Origin of the sequence: Streptomyces sp. NPDC002181, from assembly GCF_042890485.1 — a bacterium.
Lineage (GTDB): Bacteria > Actinomycetota > Actinomycetes > Streptomycetales > Streptomycetaceae > Streptomyces.
The window spans coordinates 504,024-526,906 of record NZ_JBIASC010000001.1 but is presented as its reverse complement, the minus strand read 5'-3'; the positions used below and the strand labels follow the sequence as shown (position 1 = coordinate 526,906).

Here is a 22,883-nt window from a genome sequence, read left to right as displayed (position 1 = left end):
CTCGGATGCTCCCCCAGCCTGCCGGAGGAACCAGCTCATGACCGCAAGCACCACCCGTCGTACGACCGCCGCCCGGTCCCGGATCGCCGCGGTCGGCGCGATCGCGGTCGCCGGCGCCCTGATCCTCACCGGTTGCGGCGACCAGACGGAGAAGGGCTCCTCCGCGGCCCCCTCCGGCGGCACCTCGAAGGACAGCAGCGCCCCGCTCTTCTCGGCCCTGCCGAAGAAGATCCAGGACGCCGGTGTCATCAAGATCGGTACGGACTCCGCCTACGCCCCGATGGAATTCGTCGAGGGTGGCAAGATCGTCGGTGTCGACCCCGACATCGCCGAGGCGCTCGGCAAGCAGCTCGGCGTGAAGATGCAGTTCACCGCGGGCACCTTCGACGGCCTGATCACCTCGATCTACACCGGCCGCGAAGACGCGATCATGTCGTCGATCACCGACAACAAGCAGCGCCAGGAGGGCCTGGACGACAAGGGCCAGAAGATCGGCAAGGGGATCGACTTCGTCGACTACTTCTCCTCCGGCCTCTCGCTCCTCGTCAAGAAGGGCAACCCCGAGGGCATCAAGTCCCTGGACGACCTCTGCGGCAAGACCGTGGCCGTCCAGCGCGGCACGACCTACGAGGACGAGTTCAAGAAGCAGGCCGAGAAGTGCGGTGACAAGAAGCTCACCATCCAGGCCTTCGACACCGACGCCGAGGCGCAGACCCGCGTCAAGGCCGGCGGCGCCGTCGCCGACCTGAACGACTACCCGGTCGCCGCCTACACGGTGAAGACCTCCGGTGGCGGCAACGACTTCGAGATCGCCGGCCAGCAGAGCGGCGTCGGCTTCTTCGGCATCGGCGTGAGCAAGGAGAACACCCAGCTCCGCGACGCCCTCAAGCAGGCCCTCGACGCCGCGATCAAGGACGGCTCCTACGCCAAGGCGCTGGAGAAGTGGAACGTGCAGGACAGCGCCGTCAAGTCCGCGACGGTCAACGCCGGTCAGTAAGTCCCGCGAAGTCCCTCGCTCCACGCTCCACTGAAGGGCAGTCATTGTGACTGACAAGATCGAAAAGGGTCCGGCCGAGAACCCGCCGGCCGGACCCGGCGCCTCGGGCCTCCCGTACGAGGCCATCAAGGCAATCCCGGTGCGGCACTACGGCCGCTGGGTCAGCGGCGTGATCGTGGTCGCGCTGCTCGGCTGGCTCGTCTACGCGTTCGCCAACGGCAACGTCATCTGGGCCACGGTCCGCGACAAGCTGTTCGACCCGGCGGTCCTGAGCGGTCTCGGCAACACCGTGATCATCAGCGTCTCGGCCATGGCGCTGGGCCTCGTGCTCGGCATCCTCTTCGCCGTGATGCGGCTCTCGAAGAACCCGGTGACGGGCGCCGTCTCCTGGCTCTACATCTGGTTCTTCCGCGGTACCCCGGTGTACGTGCAGCTGCTGGTGTGGTTCAACCTGTCGCTGATCTTCCAGTACATCAACCTGGGTCCGATCTACAAGAACGAGACCGTCGACGTCATGACCCCGTTCATGGTCGCCCTCCTGGGCCTCGGCCTGAACGAGGGCGCGTACATGGCGGAGATCGTCCGGGCCGGCATCCAGTCGGTCGACGAGGGCCAGACCGAGGCCGCCCACGCGCTCGGCATGCCGCAGACGAAGACCATGCGCCGGATCGTGCTCCCGCAGGCGATGCGCGTGATCATCCCGCCGACCGGCAACGAGTTCATCAACATGCTGAAGACCTCCTCCCTGGTCTCGGCGGTGCAGTACACGGAACTCCTGCGGGCTTCGTCGAACATCGGCAACACGGCCGGTGCCATCATGGAGATGCTGTTCGTGGCCTCCTTCTGGTACCTGGCCCTGACCAGTGTGTTCAGCGTCGGCCAGTACTACCTGGAGCGCCGCTTCGCCCGTGGTTCCACGCGGAACCTGCCGCCGACGCCGTTCCAGCGTCTGAAGGCCAACCTGAACATGTTCCGCCGTACGGAGGTCGCGCGATGACCGCTCAGCCGATGGTCAAGGCCGAGGGCGTCCACAAGTCGTACGGCGCCGCCCACATCCTGCGCGGCATCGACCTCGAAGTCGCCCCCCGCGAGGTCTTCTGCCTGGTCGGCCCGTCCGGCTCCGGCAAGTCGACCTTCCTGCGGTGCATCAACCACCTGGAGCGCATCAACTCCGGACGCCTCTCGGTGGACGGCCAGCTGGTCGGGTACAAGCAGAAGGGCGACAAGCTCTACGAGCTGAAGGACTCCGAGGTCGCGGCCCAGCGCCGCGAGATCGGCATGGTCTTCCAGCGCTTCAACCTCTTCCCGCACATGACGGCCATAGAGAACGTCATGGAAGCCCCCGTCATGGTCAAGGGCGAGAGCAAGGCCGTGGCGCGCGAGCGCGCGGTGCGCCTGCTGGACCGCGTGGGCCTGGGCGACAAGGGCGGGAACTACCCCTCCCAGCTCTCCGGCGGCCAGCAGCAGCGCGTGGCGATCGCCCGCGCGCTCGCCATGGAGCCGAAGCTGATGCTCTTCGACGAGCCCACCTCGGCGCTCGACCCGGAGCTCGTCGGCGACGTCCTCGACGTCATGCGGGACCTGGCCGAGTCGGGCATGACCATGATCGTGGTCACCCACGAGATGGGCTTCGCCCGCGAGGTCGGCGACAACCTCGTCTTCATGGACGGCGGCGTCGTGGTCGAGTCGGGCCACCCGCGCGAGGTGCTCGGCAACCCGCAGCACGACCGCACGAAGGCGTTCCTGTCCAAGGTGCTGTAGACCGGGACCGGCGGACGAGAGGGGCGGTACGGGATTCCCGTACCGCCCCTCTGGCATGCGCCGTATGCGCCGCACGCGGCGGTGTCGGGCACGGCAGGCCGCGGAAAGTTCTCACTTTCCTACAAGGGTCCCGCGGAGCCCTACTTCAGACCCAGGACCAGCGCGTCCGAGGGCGAGCGCCAGACCGTCCGGGCCTCCGCGAAGCCCGCCCCGCGCAGGGTCCGCTCGTGCCAGGCGGCGTCGGGGGTGTCCCCGTCGGCGTGCTCGCCGTAGATCTCGTAGCGGCGCTTCGTCGGCTCGGCCAGCACCGGGTCGGCGGCCGCGAGGGCCCACCAGTCGGCCCAGTCCAGCGCGCCGGCCGCGCGGGCCCGGTCCATCGCGGCGTGCCGGTGGGCGCGCTCGGCGGCGTTCAGGCGGGGGGTCGCCGCGTCGGGCATGTGGTCGGCGTTCATGAAGACCCCGCCCTCGCGCAGCAGCGGGGAGAGCTGCCCGTACAGGACGCCGAGCTGCGGGGAATGCAGCCAGTGCAGGGCGGTGGCCGTCAGGACGGCGTCGTAGGCGTGGTGCGGGAGGGCCGAGGTCCAGTCGGGGTCTTTGAGGTCCGCCGTGACGAACGTGACGCGGTCGTCGCCGGCGAAGTGGCCCCGGGCGATGGTCAACAGCGCGGGGTCGAGGTCGACACCCGTACTGGTGGCGTCCGGGAACCGCTGGAGGACGCGGTCCGTAATACTTCCCGTACCGCACGCCAGATCCAGTACCCGGGGGGTGGGTCCCACCAGTGCCTCGACCATGTCCAGCATCACCCGGAACCGCTCCTCGCGGTCGGGCATGTACCACTCCTGCTGCCGGTCCCAGCTCTCCTGCCAGGCCTGCCAGTCGGTCGTGGTCTCCGCCATCGTTCGCCCTCCAGTCGTAATACCCTCGAAGAAGTATCAGCCGTTACTTCGAGACCCTAAACCGCATCCGTAAGGACTACAAGTGGAACTGGCCCATTACTCGGACTATGCCGTGCGCCTGGTCAACACCGAGGAGCCGGCCCGCAACAAGGACGCCCTCACCTCGGTCGACGCCGTGCGCGCCCTCTTCGGCGCCAGTACCCAGATGGCCCGCAGGGTCACCGACACCGACGTGACCCGCTTCCGCAACGTCCGGGGCCGGCTGCGCGCCGTCTTCGAGGCCGCCGACGGCGGCGACCACGTCCTCGCCGTCGACCTCCTGAACTCCCTGCTCATGGAGTTCCCGGTCAGCCCGCAGGTCTCCGGTCACCAGTACCTCGACGACGAGGGCCGCCCCGACTGGCACATCCACCTCGCCGACCATCCCTCGAACGCCTCCGCCGGCTACGCCGCGATCGCGTCCTTCGGCCTGGCCTTCCACCTCACCGAGCACGGCCCCGACCGCCTCGGCCTGTGCCAGGCCGCGCCCTGCCGCAACGCCTACCTGGACACCTCCACCAACCGCTCCCGGCGCTACTGCTCCGACCGCTGCGCCACCCGGGCCAACGTGGCCGCCTACCGGGCCCGCAAACGGCTGGAAGCCGAGGCGTCCGGCCACAGCGGCCGCAGCGCCGACACCGCCCAGGACAGCCGCGCCCTCAGCGAACTCTGATCCGCCGCGCGCGGCCGGAAGCGCAGCACCGCCGTCGCCAGCACCAGCTCCTCGGGCACCGTCCCGTAGTCGGTGCTGTCGCCGGTCTCGTTGTACGGGTTGTCCCCGAGCACCCACCAGCCCCCCGGCCGCCGCTCCACCGCCCGCTTGACCACCAGCAGGTCCTGCTGGAACGGGTGCCGCAGCACCACCACGTCACCCGGGCGCACCCCCGCCCCGTACCGCACCACCAGCCGGTCCCCGTGCAGCAGCGTCGGCACCATCGAGGGCCCTGCCACCTCCAGTACCTCGAACGCCATCCGAGAGTGCCTTCTCTGCGCCATACCCGGCCTCCTCGCCCGCTCTCGCCTCACTGCGCATGCTGCCGCAGCCTCCCGTACATTCGCTCACCGGTGCGGACGCCACCCTGGACTTTTGTCCCAAGCCCACGGGGCCGCTCGCGAAATCCCCTGTGCCACGGAGTAATCTCCCCCTTGAGAAGACGATCACGAGGAGGACAAACTCCATGCTTTCCCGCCTCTTCGCCCCCAAGGCGAAGGTCTCCGCCCACTGCGATCTTCCGTGCGGCGTGTACGACCCTGCCCAGGCCCGCATCGAGGCCGAGTCCGTCAAGGCCGTCCAGGAGAAGTACCAGGCCAACGAGGACGCCGACTTCCGCGCGCGCGCCATCACCATCAAGGAGCAGCGCGCCGAGCTCGCCAAGCACCACGTCTCGGTGCTCTGGAGCGACTACTTCAAGCCCCCGCACTTCGAGAAGTACCCGCAGCTGCACACCCTGGTCAACGACACCCTGAAGGCCCTCTCGGCCGCCAAGGCGTCGAACGACCCGGCGACCGGCCAGAAGGCCCTCGAACTCATCGCCGAGATCGACCGCATCTTCTGGGAGACCAAGGCCGCCTGATCCAGGCCCTGCCCACGCACGGCGAAGGGGCCCGACCGGTGACGGTCGGGCCCCTTCGCCGTGCCGCGTGCGCAGCGGGCGGAACGTGCAGCGTGCGCAGCCGGCGGACCTACTCCTCGTCCTCGTCCTCGTCGTCCAGGCGGGCGAGCCAGGTGGCCAGGCGTTCCACCGGGACCTCGAAGTCCGGGTTCAGGTCGACGAAGGTGCGGAGCTGCTCGGCGAGCCACTCGAAGGTGACCTCCTCCTCGCCGCGCCGCTTCTCCAGCTCCTCGATGCCGCGATCGGTGAAGTACAAGTCGGGCTCCGTGCCGTGATGAAGGTGTACAGGGGGTGTTTCCCGCCAGGATAATCCGCATACCCGGCGAGACCTCCCCTCTTGCGCAACCCGGCGCTAGCCTGGACGGCCTCCACACCTGAGGGGGCAGGGGATGCAGGACGGGCGCACGGGCGGCACCGCGCGCGCCTTCGAGCTCCTCGAACCCCTCGTCCAGGCGGCCACCGTGCGCGTCCACGCGGCCCCGGACGGGTATGCACCCCATGGGACCGGTCCCACCTGGGGGAGCGGGTTCTTCATCGCCCCGGGCTGGGTCCTGACGTGCGCGCACGTCGTCGGTGAAGGGGGTGCGGCGGTGCGTCTCGTGGGGCGTGAGCTCGGCATCACCTTCTCCTCCGGCGCCGACGGCGCCACCGGCACCGTCACCGGCCGCGTCGAGTGCGTCCTGCCCGAGCGGCTGGAGGAGCGCCGCCCCGCCCGCCGCGCCCTGTGGGACCTGCCCGACCTGGCGCTGGTCCGCGTCCTCGCCCCGATCACCCACGCCTGCGTACGCCTGACCGACCGCGGCAGACCGCGCCTCGACGAGGTCGCCTACTTCGGCTGCACCGAGGACCTCGGCGTCCCCGAGATCACCGGCCGCACCACCCGGCTGCGCGGCACGGCCGCCGGCGGCGCCGCCCTGCGCCTCGGCGACGACGACGAGATCGAGCCCGGCATGTCCGGCGGCCCGGTGGTGGACCTGGCCCGGGGCGAGGTCGTCGGCGTGGTCAAGGCCCGCCGCAGCGGCGGTGGCGGCGGACTCGCCGTGTCCGTCGTGCAGTTACGGACCCTGCCGCTGGCCGCCACTGGCCAGGTCGGGCTCTACCGCCGCGTCATGCAGGCCCACGACCTGTACCACTACGACCAGCACCTCAGCGATCGGGGCAGCCGCCGCACCTGGACCGACGTCCGCGACGAACTCCCGGCGCGCGAGGACCCGTACGAGGGCCGCAGACGGCTCACCGCCGCCGAGCGCACCACCCTGTGCGGGCTGCTCGCCGAACTGCCCCCGCCCCGCTCCTCCGAGGACGTACGGGCCCTGGTCGAGGCGGCCCGCGGCGAGGAGCCGGACCCCGGACTGCCCGCCCCGCTCAGCTGGCGCGACGGGCTCGGCATGCTGCACGACCCGCCGGGCGGCGCCGGCGAGGCCGCCGCGATGCTGCGGTACGCGACCGACGTCAGCGTCGCCGACCACCGCGAGCCACCCGCCCCCGGCGCCGACGAGGAGCTGTGGGACTGGGTGCGGGCCACCGCCGAACGGCTGTGGCGGCCCTTGCGGCGGGAGCTCGGAGAACGGCACGAACGGGGCCTCGCACACCGCGACCGGCGCCGCCGCGACCGCTCCGACCGCCACCCCCACGGGCACACCCGGCCGTCCGGCACCCTGCCCCAGGGCCCGTCCGTACTGCTGGAGGCCTGGGCGCACGGCTGGGAGGACGTCTACGACTGGCGCGTCTCGGTGCTCTACGGCCCCGCCCACCCGGGCCGGGTGACCCCGGTGGACTCGGGCGTACGGGCCACCCGCGCCGGTCTCGCCGAAGCACTGCGGGCCCCGCTCGCCGAGGCCTTCCGGCGCTGCGACACCCACGAGGCGGCGGCCCTCCTCGAAGTCGCGGTGGCGCCCGAGCTGTTCGGACTGCCCGTGGACACCTGGACGGTGGCCGGGCGCACCCCGCTGGGCGTCCAGCGGCCGGTCGTGTTCCGCTACCCGGCCGCGACCGGCGGCGCGATCCCGAACGACGACGAGGCCGACCACCGCCGGGCCGACCGCTGGACCCGCGTCCAGGCCGGCCCGCCGGCCGACGAGCGGGCCGACTGCGACCGCGGCCGCCCCAGGACCCCGGCGCCGGAATGGCTCGACGCGCTGCCGGACAACACCGTCCCCGTGCACTGCCGGGCCGCCGAAGCGGAACCCACCCGCGGCTCCCTGTACGGGATCCGCGACGCCGGATACGGGGTGGCCGTCACCCGGCGGCCCCCGGACGACCCGGCGGCCGACTGCGCGCCGTTCCACCGCGGACTGCGCGAGGAGCTGACGGAGGCGGCGCGGGGAGCGCCGCTGCCGGTCCGGCTCCAGGCACTGCGGGCACGCGCGCACGGGGCCGACCCCGACGCGTACTGGGCGGACGGGATGGCCCTCGTATGGGACGACCCGGCCCGCGCGCTGCCCGAAGACGAGCCGCTGCAGGGCGACCTGTGACGGGCGGGAGGGGGAGGGAGCAGGCGTGAACGAGGAATGGCTCATCTACCGGGGGGTCGGCGAACCCCACGACGGGATCGAGGCCCTGCCCGATCCGCCGCCGTGGCGGGATTTCGACGGCGGCCCCGTCGGCGAGCCCGGCGGACCGGCGGACACGGCCGACGGCAACGTCGCACGCCGCCTCGGCGCGCACCGGCAGGCCGCCGAACTGCACCGGCCCGAACCGGAGGAGCTGGAGGCCATCAACGCGGCCCTGTACCTGCGCAGGCCGCTGCTGGTGACCGGCTACCCGGGGACCGGGAAGTCCACCCTCGCGCACGCCGTCGCCCACGAGCTGAAACTCGGCCGGGTGCTGCGCTGGCCCGTGGTCTCGCGGACGGTGCTCCAGGAGGGGCTGTACCGCTACGACGCCATCGCCCGGCTCCAGGACGTGCAGATCGCCGCGAGCGGCGGCCTGCCGGGCGGCCCGCCGGGCGCCGGACCGGGCGGGCCGCCCGGCGCGGGACCCGGCGCGGGATCCGGCGCGGGACCCGGCGCGGGACCCGGCGCGGGATCCGGCGCGGGATCCGGCGCGGGATCCGGCGCGGGATCCGGCGCGGGATCCGGCCCCGGCACGCCCCCCGGCTCCGGTCGGGCCCCCGGCATCGGCAAGTACATCCGCCTCGGCCCCCTCGGGACGGCCCTGCTGCCCACCGAGCGCCCCCGCGTCCTGCTCATCGACGAGCTCGACAAGAGCGACATCGACCTGCCCAACGACCTCCTGAACGTCCTGGAGGAGGGCGAGTTCGCCCTCCCCGAGCTCGAACGCGTCGCCGACACCGAGCCCGAGGTGCAGGTGCTCACCGACGACGGGGCGAAGGTCACCGTCCGCGGCGGCCGCGTGCGCTGCCGGGCCTTCCCCTTCATCATCCTGACCAGCAACGGCGAACGGGACTTCCCCGCCGCCCTGCTGCGCCGCTGCATCCAGCTCAAGCTGGGCCAGCCCGGGGAGAAACGGCTCGCCACCATGGTCCGCGCGCACCTCGGCGAGGAGGCCGCCCAGCTCGGGGCCGACCTGATCCGGGAGTTCCTCAGCCGCTCCCAGTCCGAACTCGTCGCCGCCGACCAGCTGCTGAACGCCATCTACCTCACCCACTACGCCGCTCCGCCCACCCGGGAGGACCTCGCCGACCTGCTCATCCAGCGCCTCGACCGCCCGAGGTGAGCGCCCGTGCATCCCGAATGGCCGGCCATTCCCGCCTCCGCGGGCAGATGCGCGCAGGCGCCGCCCGTCCCCGCCGCCCTGCGCGACCTCGCCGGGCTGCTGCGCGCCGCCGGGCTCGACCCCACCGCCGAGGAGCTCGCCGACGCGCTGTGGCTGGCCGGGCGGATCGGCCCGGCCGGCCCGGCCGGCCCCGAACGGGGGCGCCCCGCCCCGCCCCGTCGGACGCGGGCCCCGGGCGGGGCGGCTCCGGCCGAGGAGGAGGCCGTACCGTCCGAGCCCGATCCGGAGGATCCGGTCCGGCTCTACGCCTCCCGGGTCCTGGGGGCGGTCGCCGAGGAGGCGGCCGGGTTCCCGGGCGGCGCCGGAGTGCCCGTACGGGTCCCCGGTGCGGCCGCGCTGCCCCGGATCCTGGAGATCCAGCGGGCCCTGCGCGCCCTCCAGCGGCACCGCCCGCCCGGCCCGCCCACCCGCCTGGTCCTCGACGAACCGGCCACCGCCGAGGCCAGCGCCCGGGCGCTCGGGCTGGTCATCCCCGTACTGCGGCCCGAGAGCCGGCGCGAGGCGACCATACGGCTCGTCATGGACGCCTCCCCGTCGATGGCCGTCTGGCACGACATGTTCGAGGAACTGCGCTCCGTCTGCGAGCGGCTCGGCGCCTTCCGCGACGTACAGGTGCACTACCTGCACCGGCTCGGCGACGGCCGCGCCGCCGTCGGGCGCGGAGCCGGCCCCGGCACCCGGCTGCGCTCCGGGGACCAGCTGCGCGACCCCACCGGGCGGGCGCTGACCATGGTCGTCTCCGACTGCGCCGGCCCGCTCTGGCGCGAGGGCGAGGCCCAGCGGCTGCTGCACCGCTGGGCCGAATGCACCCCCTGCGTGGTCGTCCAGCCGCTGCCGCAGCGCCTGTGGAGCCGCAGCTGGCTGCCGACCGAGCGGGGCGTGCTCACCCGCGCCGAGGGCGGCTCCGGGAAGCTGCGGTTCCGCCCCGACCGGCCGGCCCGCCCCGGGCGGTACACCGGCGGGCTCACCGTCCCCGTCCTGCCGCCCAGCGCCATCGCCCTCGGCTCCTGGGCCCGCCTCGTCGCCGGGCTCGGCACCGGGCCCGTCCCCGCCGAGGTGGGCCGCGTCCTCGCCGACCACCCGGCCGCGCCCCTGCCGCCGCCGCGCGCCGTGCGGCCGCCGCGCGAGCTGGTGCGCCGCTTCCGGGCCTCCGCCTCGCCGAGCGCCGTCCAGCTCGCCGTGTACCTGTCGGCGGCGCCGCTGACCCTGCCCGTGATGGCCCTCGTACAGCGCACGATGCTGCCCGACTCGGAGCCCTCGGACCTGGCGGAGGTGCTGCTCAGCGGGCTGCTGCGGCGCGGCCAGGCCGCCGGCCAGTGGTACGAGTTCGTGCCCGGCGTCCAGGACGTGCTGCTGGGGCCGCTCGGCCGGGACGAGGCCGCGCTGGTGCTCAAGCACTGCTCCGAGTACGTTCTCGCGCACTTCGGGCGGGGCGTACGGAACTTCCCCGCGCTGGCCGTCTCCCAGCTCACCGGCGCACCGGTGGCCGAGGAGGGCGGCGAGGAGCGGGTCCCGGCCGGGCGGCTCCCGCAGGCCTTCGCCGAGGTCTCGGCCCGCGTCGTACGGCGCTACCTGCCCGGGCCGCCCGTCGGGGACCCCGGCGTCCCCGAGCCCGTCGTACCGCCGCCCGGGCGGGCCTGGGCGGTGCGCACGGCACGCGACCGGCTCGACGCCCACGACCGCCAGGGCGGGGAGGGCGGCCCGCGCGGACTGTACGAGGCCGTCGCCGTACTGCGCCGGGCGATCGCCGCACCCCCCGGACCCGGGGACGTGCCCGGCGAGGCGGAGTGCGAGCTGGCCGCCGTACTGCTGCGGCTGTGGGCCGGACAGCGGGACCCCGAACTGCTCGCGGAGGCCGAGCGGGCGGTGGCCGGCCTCGCCGCCCCGCCCGCGCGGGCCGTACTCGGCCGGATCCTGTACGAGCGGGCCCTGGCCGCCGAGCCGGACCCCGAGCTGCTGGCCGCGGCCGAACGGGAGTTCGCGGCCGTCGGCGGCGACCCCGACCCCGGGCTGGACCCGCGGCTGCGCCTGGACTGCGTGGTGCGGCGGGCGCAGACCCTGGTCCGCCTCGGCGAGCTCCGCGAGGACACGGGCGCGCTGCGCGAGGCGCGCTCCGCGCTGGAGGCGGTGACCGGGGCCGCCGCCGGGGACCCGGCGGTGCGGCCCGCCCTCGGCCGGGTCCTGCTCGCCCTGCTGCCCCGCACCCCCGACCCGGCGGAGCGCACGGCGCTGGCCGGGCAGGCCGCCGAGCACCTGGCGGCCGGGCTGGCCGCCTCCCTGGCCGCCGCGCGGGCCTCCTCGCAGGCCCCGGAGTCCTCGGGGGCGGCGGCCGCCCGCGTACGGGTGGAGCTGGCCGCGGCCCTGCGGTACCTGCCGGGGCGGCTGGAGGAGGCGGCCGCCCAGCTCGACCTGGCCCTGGCCGAGGCGGCCGCGGACGCGGAGCTGCGGCTGGCCGCCCTGGTGTGCCTGGCCCGGGTGCACCGCGCGCGCTCCGCCAGGGACGCGGAGCCCGCGGCCCTGGAGGACGCGGCCGAGGCGTACGGCCGGGCCCGCCGGCTGATCCCGCGCGACGCGCAGGCGTACGGGGAGCTGCTGCCCGAGTGGGGTGACGTACTGCTGGACCGGGCGCGGGCCGCGGACGGGCGGCGGTTCACCTCGGCGGCCGTACGGGTGCTGCGCGACAGCCGGGCGGCGGTCCCGCAGTCCGACCCGCGCTCGGCGCAGCGGCTGGTGCGGCTGGCGGAGGGGCTGCGGCTGCGGCACGCGTACGAGGGGGACGTGGTGGACCTGCGGGAGGCGGAGTACCTGCTGGAACTCGCCGTACGGCAGAGCCGCACCCCCCTGGAGCAGGCCCGCGCCTGGCGCGAGCACGGCGACGTCCAGCAGGAGATCCACGCGCACACCCGGGCGCCGGACCGCCTCGACCGGGCGGCCGACTCCTACCGGCGGGCCTGGCGCAGCGCGCTGGCCGCGGACCGGGAGGACCGGCGCGAGGTGGCGGTGGAACTGGCGGCGAGGGTACAGGAGTTGAGGGGGGAAGTGCTGGAACGGCTGGCGCGGCCCCGGGCGGCGCTGGACGCGTACCGCTCGGCGCTGGAGCTGTGGACCCGGCTGGGGGATCCGGCCGCCGACCGGCGGGAGGCCCTGGGATCCCGGGTCCGCACCCTGGAGGCGGGGCTGTGACCCCGCCCGCCGGGTAAGGGAGCATCGGACATCGCCACTCAACGGGGGGACGGGCAGCCCATGGTGACTCGGCAGCAGGAAGCGGAAACGGCGGGCTCCGCCTGCCCGGGGCGGTTGCCGGACCTCTCGGGGTTCGATCTGGCCGCACTGCGCGGGATCGACCACCCCGTGCTGGCCCCGGTCATCGAGGGCATGGTGGAGCGGGTCACGCACCCCGCCGAGATCCTCAACGCCTTCGACTCCGGAGTGGCCTGAGGGCGCGGGTGCGGGTGGGGGCGCGGGGGCGGGGAGCGGCGGCGGGCGGCGGCGCCGGGCGGCGGCGCCCGCGGGCGGCGCCCCCTCACGCACCGCAGTCCCAAGGCCACGCAGCGCACTCACAGTTGACCCGTTTCCGCCGTTAGCCGGTGCCGTACGCCGGGCAGGGATGGACCGTCCGCGGCACGGGAGGTGCAGGCGATGAGGCAGACCGACACGAGCGACGCCGTGCTGCCCTCCTTGGGGAACCACCTGGTCCACGCCCCGTGGCCGTACGCCCGGCTCGACGTGCCCGCACTCCGCGCGGCGGGCCACCGGCCGCATCCGGTGCGGCAGTTCGTGCTCAAGACCCGCAGCCGCTGCAACCTCGCCTGCACCTACTGCTACGTGTACGAGATGGCCGACCAGGGCTGGCGCGGCCAGCCCGCCGCCATGTCACCGGCCACCACCGCCCGCGCCGCCTCCCGCATCGCCGAGCACGCCGCCGCCCACGACCTCACCCGCGTCGACCTGGTCCTGCACGGCGGCGAACCCCTGCTCACCGCCCCCGCCGAACTGGCCGCGCCCGTCGACGCCGTACGGGCCGCCCTCGCCCGCACCTCGCCGCGGACCCGGGTCACCGCCACCGTCCAGACCAACGGCACCCTGCTCACCCGCGGCCGGATCGGCGCCCTCGCCGCCGCCGGGATACGGGTCGGCGTGAGCCTCGACGGCGGGCTGCCCGCACACAACGCCCGCCGGGTGGACCGCAGCGGCCGCCCGGGGTTCGGGGCCGCCGCGCGGGGGCTGCGCCTGCTCGCCCGGCACCCCGAGAGCTACGCCGGGGTGCTCTGCGTCGTCGATCTCGCCCAGGACCCGGTGGAGACGTACGAGTCCCTCCTCGCCTTCGCCCCGCCGGTGATCGGGCTGCTGCTCCCGCTGGCCAACTGGAGCACCCCGCCGCCCGGCCACCGGCCGCCCCGCACCCCGTACGCAGACTGGCTCGTCGCCGTCTTCGAACGCTGGTGGCACGACGCGGTGCTGCGGACCCGGATCCGGATCTTCGAGGAGATCATCGCCCTGCTGCTCGGACTGCCCGCCGCCACCGAGAGCCTCGGCCTCGCCCCCGCCGCCACCGCCGTGATCGAGACCGACGGGGGCATCGAGCAGGCGGATTCGCTCAAATCCGCCTACGAGGGAGCCGCCGCCACGGGGATGACGGTGGAGAGCCACGGTTTCGACGCCTTCCTCGACCACCCCGGGCTCGCCGCCCGCCAGCTGGGGCGGGAGGCGCTGGCCGAAGGCTGCCGGGCCTGTGAGCTCGTCGAGGTCTGCGGCGGCGGCCACTACCCGCACCGCTACCGCGCCGCGGAGGGGTTCCGGCAGCCCTCCGTGTACTGCGCCGACCTCCAGGTCCTCATCCGCCACGTCGCGGCCGCCCTCCAGCGGGCGGCGGACCAAGCCGTGCCGGGCCGCTCGCCCTTACGGGCGGCCGCCTCATGACCGGTTCCCTGACCGGGTTCACCGTCACCTCCGCCACCCTGGGCGCCCTCGCCTCCACCGAGCCCTCGGCCGACGGCAGCCGCCTGGTCCGGGACATCCGCCGCTCCAAGCGGCTCGTCCTGCTGCGCGGGGTCCTCGACGCCGCCCCCGGCGGCCGGGCCGGGGAGGCCGCCGACCACTGGGCCCTGCTGGAAGAGGCCGAACGGCACGACCCCGAGGCCGTCCGCGACGTACTGCACTACCCGGCCACGGGGGTCTGGGCCGAGGAGACCCTGCGCCGGCTGCACGCCCCGTACGGGCCCCCCGCCGACCTCGGCCACCTCGGGGCGCTCGCCGTCGCCGCGGCCCTGCGCTCCGGGATCACCTTCAAAGCCACGCTCCGGCCGGTCCAGGGCCGCCTCGTCCTGCCCACCCTCGGACTGCTGCGCCCCGCCCGGCCCGGGCCGCTCGCCCTCACCGAGGGCTGCTGGGACCCCGACGACCCCGCCGCCCTCCTCCTGCACGCCCTGCCCGGCGGCCGTACCGCCCTCGACGACCTCGACCCGTACCGGGCCCCCGGACCCGCCCACCCCGGGCCCGTCCGCCCCGCCCGCCGGCTCACCCCCAAGGGCCACAAGCGCTGGGACACCCAGTGGTCCGGTGCGCTCACGCTGCTCGACCGCTACGACACCGCCCGCGCCGAGGAGATCGGCCTGCTGCTGCGCTCCGTGGTCCCGCTGGGCGGCGGCTCCCGCTCCAGCGGCGCCACCCTGCCCGCGGCCGCCGGGTCCGTCCTCGCCCGTACGCAGGCCCCGCCCGCGCTGGCCGCCACCCTCGTCCACGAGGTCCAGCACGGCAAGCTCACCGCCCTCGCCGACGTCCTGACCCTGCACACCGCCGACCGCACCCCCCGGCACTGGGCCCCCTGGCGCGGCGATCCCCGCCCGCTGGAGGGGCTCCTGCACGGGGCATACGCCCACCTGGCCCTGGCCGGGTACTGGCAGCGCGCCGCCCTCTACGGCGCGCGCGGCGCCTGGGCCCAGCACGCCCGGATCCGCGCCCAGGTCGCAGCCGTCCTCCCCGCGCTCCACCGGCATCCACAACTGACCGCCGCAGGAAGGGAATTCACGGCCGGCATGGCCCTCGCCGAACGGTCCATGGACGATCTGCCGCCGCCCGGGGACCAGCACGCCGTGGCCCGCCGCGCCGTCGACCGCGAGCGCCGCGCCTGGTGCGCCCAGCACCCCGAACTCGCCCCGTTCGCAGAGGGCTGACGGACCGTCCGCTGCGGTACCTTTCAAGCCCGTCCACCGCCCGGATGCCAGGGAGACGGCCGCATGACCACGGGACTCCGCCAGGACCGAGACCGCGACGCAGCCACGCGGCCGCAGCGCTTCGTCATCAGCTTCGCCGGGTTCAACCGGCCCTGGGCCGTGTGGATCGCCCACCGCCTGGAGGAGCACGGCCACCGCGTCGCCCTCGCACGCTGGGACCCGCAGTCCACCCCCGGCCTGGCCCCGGCCCTCGACGACCTGGCCCGCAGCGGCAGCCGGGTCCTGCTCATCCTCAGCGAGCGCTACTTCTCCGCCGCAGCCCACACCGACGAGGAGTGGAACACCGCCCTGCGCACGGTCACCGACAGCCACCCCGACCGGTTCGCGGCCGTCTGCCTCACCGACGCGCCGCTGCCCAGCGCCGTGGCCGTACTGGAGAAGACCGACCTGTGGGGCCTGGACGCGTACGAGGCCGAGTACCGGGTGCTGCGCCGGCTGGAGCTGCCCACCGACCGGATCGGCGCCGAGACCGGCCGCCGCGGCCCCCGCTTCCCCAACGACCCGCCCGAGATCTGGGGCCGCGTCCCGCGCCGCAACCCGCGCTTCACCGGGCGCAACGACGTCATCGGCCGGCTGCGCGCCGCCCTCGCGGACGCCCCGCCCGGCGCCTCGACCGTCACCCTGCTCGGGCTGTCCGGGGTGGGCAAGACGCAGGTCGCCACCGAGTACGCGTACCGCTTCGCCTCCGAATACGACGTGGTGTGGTGGGTCCCCGCCGAGGACCGGCCCACCCTGCGCGAGCGGCTCGCCGACCTCGCGCCGGCGATGGGCCTGCCGCGCGGCGCCGGCAGCTACGGCGAGCAGATCCGGGCCGTCCTGGAGGCGCTGCGCCGCGGATCCCCGTACAACCGCTGGCTGGTGGTCTTCGACGGCTGCGACAACCCCGACGACCTCATCGACCTGCTGCCCTCGGGCGCGGGCGACGTCATCATCACCTCCCGCAACCGCGAATGGGCCTCCCGGCACACCAGCCTCCTCGAAGTCCCCCTGTACGCGCGGCCCGAGTCGGTCACCTTCATCCGCCGCCGGGCCCGCCGGCTCACCGGCGAGGAGGCCGACCAGCTCGCCGAGGCCCTGGAGGACTACCCCCTCGCCCTCGACCAGACCGCCGGCTGGCTCGCCGACTCCCCGCTGACGGTCGGCGACTACCTGGCGCTGCTCCGGCGCAGACTGGACTCCCGGGAGGCCGTCACCGTCTCCGACGACTACCCGGTGCCCTTCCCCACCGCCCTCGCGATACTGCTGAACAACGTCCGGGAGAACTTTCCCGACGCGCTCTCCCTGCTGCGGCTGTTCGTGTTCTTCGCGCCCGGGCCGGTGCCGCTGCGGCTGCTGCGCGAGTTCCCCGCAGACGACGTGCCCGAGCAGCTCGCCGGGCTGATCAACGACCAGATCCGGTGGAACGCCGCCCTCAACAAGCTCGTGCAGTTCTCCGTCGTCCGCCTCGAATACTCCGACCTGTCGGTGGAGGAGGGCGGCGGCGGGCTGGAGACCGTCCAGCTGCACCGCATGGTGCACGGGATCGTCCGCGAGGACCTCTCCGAGGAGGAGGCCGAACCGCTCTCGCGCGCCGTCCGGCAGGTCCTCGCCGCCGCGGACCCGGGCCGCCCCTCCGACTCCCGGCTGTGGCCGCGCTACGCCGAGCTGATCCCGCACCTGGAGAGCTCCGGCGTACTGACCAGCAGCAACCCGCGGATCCAGGCCTTCCTGCTGCACTGCCTGCGCTACCTGATCCTCGCGGGGGAGTACCGCACCTGCCTGCGGCTCGCCGAGCGGACCGACGCGGTGTGGCGCGCGATGCTCGGCGACGACCACGACCAGGTCCGCGAGCTGAGCTACCACTACGGCGGCGCCCTGCGGATGCTCGGGCACTTCAAGCGCGCCGAGACCCTCGCCAAATCGGTCGCCGACCGGCTGCTGGCCGAGCGGGGCGACCGGGACCTGGAAACCCTGCGCGCCACGAGCACGTACGCCGGTGTACTGCTCAGCACGGCCAAGTTCGACCAGGCGCGCGAGCTGCTGGAGCACGCCTTCGCCCGCTACCGCGAGCTGCTCGGCGAGGACGACTCCACGACCCTGAACGCCGAGAACAACGTCGCCGTCGCGCTGCGGCTGCTGGGCCGCTACCAGGAGGCCTACGACGCCGACCTCGACACCCTGCGCCGGCGCGAACGGGTGCTGCGCGTACGGCACATCGCCACCCTGTCCTCGGGGATCGGCTGCGCCATGGGACTGCGCCTGATGGGCCGCTACCGCGAAGCACTCGCCCGCCAGGAACAGGGCCTCAAGCTCAACACCCAGGTCCTCGGCCTCAACCACCCCCAGACCCTGCGCGCCGAACACAACCTCGGCATGTGCCTGCGCCGCTCCGGCGACATCCCCGGCGCCGGGACCCGGCTGCGCAGCGTCCTGGAGCGCTCGACCCGGGTGTTCGGCGCGGAGTTCCCCTGGACCCTGATGGTGGCCTCGGACTACGCGACGTACCTGCGGGAGTACGGGGACATCGGCGAGGCCCGCCGGATCTCGGAGGAGGTCGTACGGGGCTACCAGACGCAGCTGGGCCTGGCCCACCCGTACAGCATCGGCACGGTCGGCAACCTGGGTCTGGTACTGCGCGCCCAGGGCGAACGGGTCGAGGCCCTCAACCTGTCGGAGCAGGCCCTGGTCGGCATGAGGGGCGCGGTCGGCGACCGCCACCCGTGGACCCTGGGCTGCGCCCTGAACGCCACCGGCCACCGCAACATCACGGGACACTTCGAGGACGCGGTGTCCCTGAGCCGGGAAACCCTGCGGGGCTGCGAGGGGATCCTGGGCCCGGACCACCCGATGACCCTGAGCGCGCAGATCGCCCTGGCGGCGGACCTCCGCTCGGTCCGCGAGGACGCGGAGGCGGGCAAACACGAGGAAGCGGGCCTGAAGGCCCTGACCCGCACCCTGGGCCCCCAGCACGTCCACACGGTCTCGGCCCGCCAGCAGAACCGCCCGTACTGGGACTTCGAACCGCAGCCGTAGGGCGGGGGACGTGGCGGCGGGCGCGGTGTGTCCGTCCGGCGCCCGGCCCCGTGGCGGCAGTGGCCATGGGACCGGGCGCGGGCGGGACTCAGTCGGCGGCGGTCACTTGAGCATGATGCTGGCGCCGAAGATGTTGCCGACCTCCGCGCATTCCTTGACGTTGGCACGGCTGAAGTAGGGCGTGCTGGCGGTACCGCTCAGCCCCTTGGCGGTCGAGGAGCACCACCAGTTGCTCGCCCCCTTGTACTCCACCTTGTACACCTCGCTCTTGCCTGCGGCTATGTTCCCCGAGCACTTCGTCGCGACGTCCGTGTGGACGCAGATGTTGGCGATGGTCGCCGAGAAGTTGCTGAGGCGGAAGGCGGCGACCGGTGCGGCCTGGCTCGCGGGTGCGGTCACGATCATTGCGGCGCCGACGGCCGCCACCATCCCGGCGACCGTTGCCAGCCGGGTGCTCCGCTTGACGGTTCGAGACATTTTTCCTCCAGTTGTGGCAATTCGATGATGACGCTGCTGCGTCAGGTGAATGGGATGTCCTGTCGGCGCCTGTCGGCGCCTGTCGGCGCCTGTCGGCGCCTGTCGGCGCCTGTCGGCGCCTGTCGGCGCCTGTCGGCGCCTGTCGGCGCCTGTCGGCGCCTGTCGGCGCGTGACCGGAGCGTCGGCGGAGCTCTGGCCAACCGGCGCGTCGATCTGTGAATCCCCGAGGCGAATGCGTGCAGTTCCGGATGCCGTAACCGGTCGGGGGCAGTCGTCAGACCGCGCACCGGTGTTCTTCGGCCTGCCGCGCGATCGCGCTGCGCTCCCGGCGCGCCGCGTCCGCCTCCTCGCGTACCGCGTCGAGCCGCTCCTCCAGCTGGGCGACCCGCTCGCGGTAGCGCTCCAGCTCGGTGCGTACGAACGCCGCGTCCGCCACCTGCTGCGCGGCCTCCTCGCGGATCTTGTCCGCCTCTTCCTCGAACCGGTGCTTGGCCACGTCCAGTTGGGCGACGGCCATGTCCGCGGCCTCCTCCGCCAGCGCGGTGCGCTGTTCGGCGTCGAGGGTCCGCTGGGCCGCGGCCTGGGTCACGGCCCGGATGCGCTCCTCGGCGGCGGCCGAGTCCGTGATGAGGGCCAGTTCCTCGATGTAGCCCGGCAGGTCCGCGGCCAGCCGGGAGACGAGCGCCACGAGGTCGGCGCGAGGGCCGGACCCGTCCGGGCCCTCCGTCGTCCGCCCGACGGGAGGCGCGTCCGCGGCGGGCGCCGTCCCGGCTGCCTCCTTGGCCTCGGCCGCCTGACGCTTCTCGTCCTTGCGCTGCTGCCGCTTGGCCCGGAACTTGCGGAACGCGCCGAGCGCGTTGTGGTCGGGGTGGGCGCAGTACCGGGGCTCGGGGTTGCCGGGCGTCGGCGCCTCGGGGTGGTTGGGGCACTCCGGGTAGGCGCACAGGGGAAGCGTCTCGACCGTCATTGTTCCGCCTTTTCACGAAATATCGGGCTTCCCCGAGCCGAACCGGTATCCGGCACACGGCTCGCGCCGACCGGTCGCACTCGGGGATGTACGAACACGCTAGAGGCAGTAGGGGAGTTGTGGGCGCTTCAGGAGGGTGCGTCAGAAATCGGTAAGATCATCGGTTGAACCCGCACGCACCGGCGGCACCCTGTCGGCCCGCATCAGGGAGGGTTGGGGGTTTCCCGTCAGTCCCATCGTCCTTCCGGTGCGGGCCGGCCCGTCAAGGGCGCTCCCTGCGGTCGCGTCGCTCCGCGATGGCCTACGGCCACCCTTGACCGACCGCCCCACCCCGGAAAGACAAGGACTGCCGGGAACCCCCCAAAAGAACGGCACGGGGCGGAGAGCCAGGACCGGGCACATCAGGGACCCCCACCCGGGCCGGTGGTCGGTCGCCCTCTGCCCGGGCCCGTAGACGTGCGGTTCGGGGTCGGCGGGGGCTCCACCCACACGCAACAGCGACCAGCAGCCCATCGGGAGCCACTGATCGCGTCAGATCGCTACGCGCTCCCCGTGAACGGCGTCCGACGCCGGTCGGGGCTGAGCGCCCAGCGGTGCGTGAGACTGCGGACAGAACGTCAGCCGCTGCGGCAAGGGAAGATACGAGTGCCGGGTCCTGACGAGGGCCTTCAGGCTGGACGGCAGGCTTCGCAGGTGTGGCTGTCGATCGCCGCGACCAGGGCGTGAGCCGCCGCCCGCACCGCCGGATCCTCGCCAGTGGCCAGTGCGCTCGCAGTGCCCCTGCCGTTGAGTACGGCTTGGTGAGCTGCGCGCTGCACTTCGATCTGTGGAGGATTGCCGTGTTCGAGGATCGCCTGCAGAAGTTCGATCACTCCGGGCCGGCTGGTGACTGAATCGGTCACGGCGACATCCCACAGGAACGGGACCGCCGCCACGGTCGCGTCGAAGACGGCCACCTCACCCAGCCACAAACCGAGATCACTCAGTGCGTCGAGGCTCGTCCTGGCATCGCCCCACGCCACCCGTGACAGACGACTCGGAACATCTTGTGCGGATCCGTAGGAGTGCGTCAGCTCGCGCCACGGAACGCGACTTATGCCTTTGAGGATCGTCCCCATCAAGCACTCCCGTTCTGACGGTTGTTACCGCAGTCTCTCAGCCCTTGGGCCGAGAGGGGGGATTCCGTCGTGTGCCGGTACCGTTTCAAGTGTCGAGTCCGAACGGGAGCCAGCATGCACTCTCTACCGAACGACCACACCGGCGCGCGCATGAAGCGCCTGCGCCTGGAACGCCACCTCACGCAGCAGGCCGTATCGGATCTGGCCCAGGTCCCCTACAGCACCTACACCAAGACCGAACAGGGCGTCATCCCGGCCAGCCCGCACCTGATCGCCGCAGTGGCCCGAGCCCTTCGGGTGTCCGTCGACACCATCACCGGACAGCCGTACGCCACCGAACTCCGTGCTGATGAGCTGGACATCCTCATCCGGCCAATCCGCGAGGCCCTCGATGTGTACGACCTCGGCGCCGACCCGGACATCACCCCGCGAGTGCATCAACTCCTCACCGACGACTCCGAGGCCCTCCTCGTCGCGGTCCGGGCAGGAGAGATCAAGCAGACTGCCGGCCGGCTCCCCGCACTCATCCAGGAGGCCACCACGGCCGCTCATGCGGCGCCGGGCCGGGACCGCTGGCTGCTGCTGGCCAGCCTGTACCGCACCGCCTACGACGTCGCCACCAAGCTCGGCTACTACGACCTCGCCGCGCTTGCCCTGGCCCGTATGGACTGGGCGGCCGAGCGTGGCTCCGACGCGGTGTTCGGCGGCATGTACCGGTACATGCGCGCGCTCACCTACCTCAGGGACGGCGAGTACCGGACCGGGGAGCGCCTGGTGGACCTCGGACTGCGCACCCTGGCGCAGGCGGACCCGTCCCGCGAACGGGAGGTCGTCACCGGGCAGCTGCACCTCGGCGCCGCGGTCATGGCCGGCCGGTCGAAGGACGGAGGCCGCGCTGAGGGGCACCTCGCCGAAGCGGAGCGGATCGCCGCCGGTACGGGTGAGGCGGTCAGCACGCACTGGCTGGCATTCGGGCCGACGAACGTTGCCGTGCACCGGGTCAGCGTGCTCGCCGAGCTCGACGAGTACGGGCGGGCCGCGCAGGCGGGCCGGAGCGTGACGATGCCGGCCGACTGGCCCAAGTCCCGTCGGTCGCACCACTACGCGGAGGTGGCCCGTGCACAGATGTGGACCGGCGACCTCGACGGGTCGTTCCAGAACTTGCTGAGGGCGAGAAAGTCCGCACCGCAACAGGCCCGCTATCACCAGACGGTCCGCGAGACCTACGCGGGCCTGGAGGCGGCCCGCCGTCAACTACCCGACTCCTTCCTGTCGTACGGGTCCTGGCTGGGCGCATAGCGCTCCGTGAGTCCTTGGCCCCGACTATCAATATGTCGTGATAGTCGGGGCCCTGCCGTTCTCCCACACTCGTCTCACCACCCGCGGACGAGGCAGGGAGCGAGAGCCCGTGATGCATGAAGCAGTACCCCGGCCCTTCGAGGACGTCCCTCATGCGCTGCTCCACCAGCGGGTGAGGGACATCGCGTCCGGTGTCGAAGGGGTGCTCATGGCGGTGGTTCGGGAGGATGTCTCCGACACTCCGAACCGTGAGCGCTGGGTGAGGCTGGCGTATGTCCGGGGGCCGTCCGGGCGGGAGATCTCCACGGCCGTCGCCAACATCGAGGCCGTCTGATGGAGGCCGCCGACCTGTTCCCGCGGTTGCCGGTGCCTCCGGACTCCTGCGCCGAGTGCGCCGCTCTCGTCGCCGCCCGCTTCCAGGCCCACGTGGACCGTGACCGCTCGCGCGTCAGCGACATGAACGTCCTGATCATGCGGCACCACCCCGAACTGCGCGTGCGTCGCCAGACAGGCTCAGCCTTGTAGCGATCTGTCGCGGCTTGTGTCCAGCCACAGCCGGTCGACGGACGCCGTTGGCGAGGAGCGCGTAGCGATCTGGTGCGATCAGCGGCTCCCGATGGGCTGCTGGTCGCTGTTTCGTGTGGGTGCAGCCGGGCCAGACCCGGGTGGGGCTCTCTGATGTGCCCGGTCCTGGCTCTCCGCCCCGTGCCGTTCTTTTGGGGGGTTCTCGGCA

The 22,883-nt window shown here is 73.4% G+C and carries 21 protein-coding genes; 15 read left to right on the top strand and 6 right to left on the bottom strand.

Annotation, left to right across the window (positions count from 1 at the left end):
* The first annotated feature begins 37 nt into the window (after positions 1 to 37).
* The 3 genes from ACFYXV_RS02370 to ACFYXV_RS02360 are packed head-to-tail and all read left to right on the top strand — an operon-like array spanning position 38 to position 2,758.
* The gene (locus tag ACFYXV_RS02370; protein ID WP_389381850.1) at positions 38 to 997 is read left to right on the top strand and encodes an ABC transporter substrate-binding protein; all 960 of its coding nucleotides are present in this window, start codon (positions 38 to 40) and stop codon (positions 995 to 997) included.
* Positions 998 to 1,043: 46 nt separating this feature from the next.
* Positions 1,044 to 1,994, top strand: coding sequence for an amino acid ABC transporter permease (locus ACFYXV_RS02365; protein WP_383502872.1), 951 nt, complete (start codon positions 1,044 to 1,046; stop codon positions 1,992 to 1,994).
* Complete coding sequence (locus ACFYXV_RS02360) at positions 1,991 to 2,758, top strand: amino acid ABC transporter ATP-binding protein (RefSeq protein ID WP_053691788.1); 768 nt, start codon at positions 1,991 to 1,993, stop codon at positions 2,756 to 2,758. The genes ACFYXV_RS02365 and ACFYXV_RS02360 overlap by 4 nt, the downstream gene beginning before the upstream one ends.
* A gap of 140 nt (positions 2,759 to 2,898) precedes the next feature.
* Here the strand turns inward: ACFYXV_RS02360 and ACFYXV_RS02355 are convergent, their stop codons facing one another.
* Positions 2,899 to 3,654 (bottom strand): class I SAM-dependent methyltransferase, encoded by a 756-nt coding sequence (locus tag ACFYXV_RS02355; RefSeq protein WP_385477070.1) that lies wholly within the window; start codon positions 3,652 to 3,654, stop codon positions 2,899 to 2,901.
* Positions 3,655 to 3,736: 82 nt separating this feature from the next.
* Between ACFYXV_RS02355 and ACFYXV_RS02350 the strand changes: the two genes are divergently transcribed.
* On the top strand, positions 3,737 to 4,366 hold the full coding sequence (locus tag ACFYXV_RS02350; RefSeq protein WP_048475436.1) for a CGNR zinc finger domain-containing protein: 630 nt from the start codon (positions 3,737 to 3,739) through the stop codon (positions 4,364 to 4,366).
* On the opposite strand, the gene sodX is transcribed toward ACFYXV_RS02350, so the two are convergent.
* Positions 4,270 to 4,689: a nickel-type superoxide dismutase maturation protease gene (sodX, locus tag ACFYXV_RS02345; RefSeq protein ID WP_383347431.1), complete on the bottom strand. Its 420-nt coding sequence runs from the start codon at positions 4,687 to 4,689 to the stop codon at positions 4,270 to 4,272. The two genes, ACFYXV_RS02350 and sodX, sit on opposite strands and share 97 nt — an antisense overlap.
* A 182-nt stretch (positions 4,690 to 4,871) precedes the next feature.
* Here sodX and sodN point away from each other — a divergent pair, with 182 nt between their 5' ends.
* Positions 4,872 to 5,267, top strand: a complete 396-nt coding sequence (sodN, locus tag ACFYXV_RS02340) for a superoxide dismutase, Ni (protein ID WP_008741558.1) — start codon at positions 4,872 to 4,874, stop codon at positions 5,265 to 5,267.
* Between the two features lie 109 nt (positions 5,268 to 5,376).
* On the opposite strand, the gene ACFYXV_RS02335 is transcribed toward sodN, so the two are convergent.
* On the bottom strand, positions 5,377 to 5,562 hold the full coding sequence (locus ACFYXV_RS02335; RefSeq protein ID WP_030190019.1) for a DUF6104 family protein: 186 nt from the start codon (positions 5,560 to 5,562) through the stop codon (positions 5,377 to 5,379).
* Positions 5,563 to 5,695: 133 nt separating this feature from the next.
* Here ACFYXV_RS02335 and ACFYXV_RS02330 point away from each other — a divergent pair, with 133 nt between their 5' ends.
* The 7 genes from ACFYXV_RS02330 to fxsT all read left to right on the top strand — a co-directional run bounded on the left by ACFYXV_RS02330 (position 5,696) and on the right by fxsT (position 18,289).
* Positions 5,696 to 7,780, top strand: coding sequence for a trypsin-like peptidase domain-containing protein (locus tag ACFYXV_RS02330; RefSeq protein WP_389381848.1), 2,085 nt, complete (start codon positions 5,696 to 5,698; stop codon positions 7,778 to 7,780).
* A gap of 25 nt (positions 7,781 to 7,805) precedes the next feature.
* Positions 7,806 to 8,984: an AAA family ATPase gene (locus ACFYXV_RS02325; RefSeq protein WP_389381847.1), complete on the top strand. Its 1,179-nt coding sequence runs from the start codon at positions 7,806 to 7,808 to the stop codon at positions 8,982 to 8,984.
* A 6-nt stretch (positions 8,985 to 8,990) separates the two neighbouring features.
* Positions 8,991 to 12,227: an SAV_2336 N-terminal domain-related protein gene (locus ACFYXV_RS02320; protein ID WP_389381846.1), complete on the top strand. Its 3,237-nt coding sequence runs from the start codon at positions 8,991 to 8,993 to the stop codon at positions 12,225 to 12,227.
* A gap of 60 nt (positions 12,228 to 12,287) precedes the next feature.
* Complete coding sequence (gene fxsA, locus ACFYXV_RS02315; RefSeq protein ID WP_383347419.1) at positions 12,288 to 12,482, top strand: FxSxx-COOH cyclophane-containing RiPP peptide; 195 nt, start codon at positions 12,288 to 12,290, stop codon at positions 12,480 to 12,482.
* 201 nt (positions 12,483 to 12,683) lie between these two features.
* The gene (locus ACFYXV_RS02310; protein ID WP_389381844.1) at positions 12,684 to 13,964 is read left to right on the top strand and encodes an FxsB family cyclophane-forming radical SAM/SPASM peptide maturase; all 1,281 of its coding nucleotides are present in this window, start codon (positions 12,684 to 12,686) and stop codon (positions 13,962 to 13,964) included.
* A complete protein-coding gene (locus ACFYXV_RS02305) occupies positions 13,961 to 15,217 on the top strand; it encodes an HEXXH motif domain-containing protein (RefSeq protein WP_389381843.1) in 1,257 nt (418 codons plus the stop codon). The genes ACFYXV_RS02310 and ACFYXV_RS02305 overlap by 4 nt, the downstream gene beginning before the upstream one ends.
* A gap of 63 nt (positions 15,218 to 15,280) precedes the next feature.
* Positions 15,281 to 18,289: an FxSxx-COOH system tetratricopeptide repeat protein gene (gene fxsT, locus ACFYXV_RS02300; protein WP_389381842.1), complete on the top strand. Its 3,009-nt coding sequence runs from the start codon at positions 15,281 to 15,283 to the stop codon at positions 18,287 to 18,289.
* A 102-nt stretch (positions 18,290 to 18,391) separates the two neighbouring features.
* On the opposite strand, the gene ACFYXV_RS02295 is transcribed toward fxsT, so the two are convergent.
* The 3 genes from ACFYXV_RS02295 to ACFYXV_RS02285 form a co-directional block, all read right to left on the bottom strand.
* The gene (locus ACFYXV_RS02295; RefSeq protein ID WP_385462204.1) at positions 18,392 to 18,766 is read right to left on the bottom strand and encodes a hypothetical protein; all 375 of its coding nucleotides are present in this window, start codon (positions 18,764 to 18,766) and stop codon (positions 18,392 to 18,394) included.
* A gap of 274 nt (positions 18,767 to 19,040) precedes the next feature.
* Positions 19,041 to 19,733, bottom strand: a complete 693-nt coding sequence (locus ACFYXV_RS02290) for a hypothetical protein (protein WP_389381841.1) — start codon at positions 19,731 to 19,733, stop codon at positions 19,041 to 19,043.
* A 668-nt stretch (positions 19,734 to 20,401) separates the two neighbouring features.
* Positions 20,402 to 20,851, bottom strand: coding sequence for a hypothetical protein (locus ACFYXV_RS02285; RefSeq protein ID WP_389381840.1), 450 nt, complete (start codon positions 20,849 to 20,851; stop codon positions 20,402 to 20,404).
* A gap of 114 nt (positions 20,852 to 20,965) precedes the next feature.
* Between ACFYXV_RS02285 and ACFYXV_RS02280 the strand changes: the two genes are divergently transcribed.
* From ACFYXV_RS02280 to ACFYXV_RS02270, 3 genes are all read left to right on the top strand, one after another.
* A complete protein-coding gene (locus tag ACFYXV_RS02280) occupies positions 20,966 to 22,150 on the top strand; it encodes a helix-turn-helix domain-containing protein (protein ID WP_389381839.1) in 1,185 nt (394 codons plus the stop codon).
* 112 nt (positions 22,151 to 22,262) lie between these two features.
* Positions 22,263 to 22,484, top strand: a complete 222-nt coding sequence (locus tag ACFYXV_RS02275) for a hypothetical protein (protein WP_389381838.1) — start codon at positions 22,263 to 22,265, stop codon at positions 22,482 to 22,484.
* Positions 22,484 to 22,675, top strand: a complete 192-nt coding sequence (locus tag ACFYXV_RS02270; RefSeq protein ID WP_383500416.1) for a hypothetical protein — start codon at positions 22,484 to 22,486, stop codon at positions 22,673 to 22,675. The genes ACFYXV_RS02275 and ACFYXV_RS02270 overlap by 1 nt, the downstream gene beginning before the upstream one ends.
* The last annotated feature ends 208 nt before the right edge of the window (positions 22,676 to 22,883 follow it).

What these genes read in the sequence shown, in the direction of transcription:
- ACFYXV_RS02370 (WP_389381850.1), top strand. Translation starts at nt 38, where the DNA reads ATGACCGCAAGCACCACCCGTCGTACGACCGCCGCCCGGTCCCGGATC.
- ACFYXV_RS02360 (WP_053691788.1), top strand. Translation starts at nt 1,991, where the DNA reads ATGACCGCTCAGCCGATGGTCAAGGCCGAGGGCGTCCACAAGTCGTAC.
- ACFYXV_RS02355 (WP_385477070.1), bottom strand. Translation starts at nt 3,654, where the DNA reads ATGGCGGAGACCACGACCGACTGGCAGGCCTGGCAGGAGAGCTGGGAC.
- sodX (WP_383347431.1), bottom strand. Translation starts at nt 4,689, where the DNA reads ATGGCGCAGAGAAGGCACTCTCGGATGGCGTTCGAGGTACTGGAGGTG.
- sodN (WP_008741558.1), top strand. Translation starts at nt 4,872, where the DNA reads ATGCTTTCCCGCCTCTTCGCCCCCAAGGCGAAGGTCTCCGCCCACTGC.
- ACFYXV_RS02330 (WP_389381848.1), top strand. Translation starts at nt 5,696, where the DNA reads ATGCAGGACGGGCGCACGGGCGGCACCGCGCGCGCCTTCGAGCTCCTC.
- fxsA (WP_383347419.1), top strand. Translation starts at nt 12,288, where the DNA reads ATGGTGACTCGGCAGCAGGAAGCGGAAACGGCGGGCTCCGCCTGCCCG.
- ACFYXV_RS02310 (WP_389381844.1), top strand. Translation starts at nt 12,684, where the DNA reads ATGAGGCAGACCGACACGAGCGACGCCGTGCTGCCCTCCTTGGGGAAC.
- ACFYXV_RS02305 (WP_389381843.1), top strand. Translation starts at nt 13,961, where the DNA reads ATGACCGGTTCCCTGACCGGGTTCACCGTCACCTCCGCCACCCTGGGC.
- fxsT (WP_389381842.1), top strand. Translation starts at nt 15,281, where the DNA reads ATGACCACGGGACTCCGCCAGGACCGAGACCGCGACGCAGCCACGCGG.
- ACFYXV_RS02295 (WP_385462204.1), bottom strand. Translation starts at nt 18,766, where the DNA reads ATGTCTCGAACCGTCAAGCGGAGCACCCGGCTGGCAACGGTCGCCGGG.
- ACFYXV_RS02290 (WP_389381841.1), bottom strand. Translation starts at nt 19,733, where the DNA reads ATGACGGTCGAGACGCTTCCCCTGTGCGCCTACCCGGAGTGCCCCAAC.
- ACFYXV_RS02285 (WP_389381840.1), bottom strand. Translation starts at nt 20,851, where the DNA reads ATGGGGACGATCCTCAAAGGCATAAGTCGCGTTCCGTGGCGCGAGCTG.
- ACFYXV_RS02280 (WP_389381839.1), top strand. Translation starts at nt 20,966, where the DNA reads ATGCACTCTCTACCGAACGACCACACCGGCGCGCGCATGAAGCGCCTG.
- ACFYXV_RS02275 (WP_389381838.1), top strand. Translation starts at nt 22,263, where the DNA reads ATGCATGAAGCAGTACCCCGGCCCTTCGAGGACGTCCCTCATGCGCTG.
- ACFYXV_RS02270 (WP_383500416.1), top strand. Translation starts at nt 22,484, where the DNA reads ATGGAGGCCGCCGACCTGTTCCCGCGGTTGCCGGTGCCTCCGGACTCC.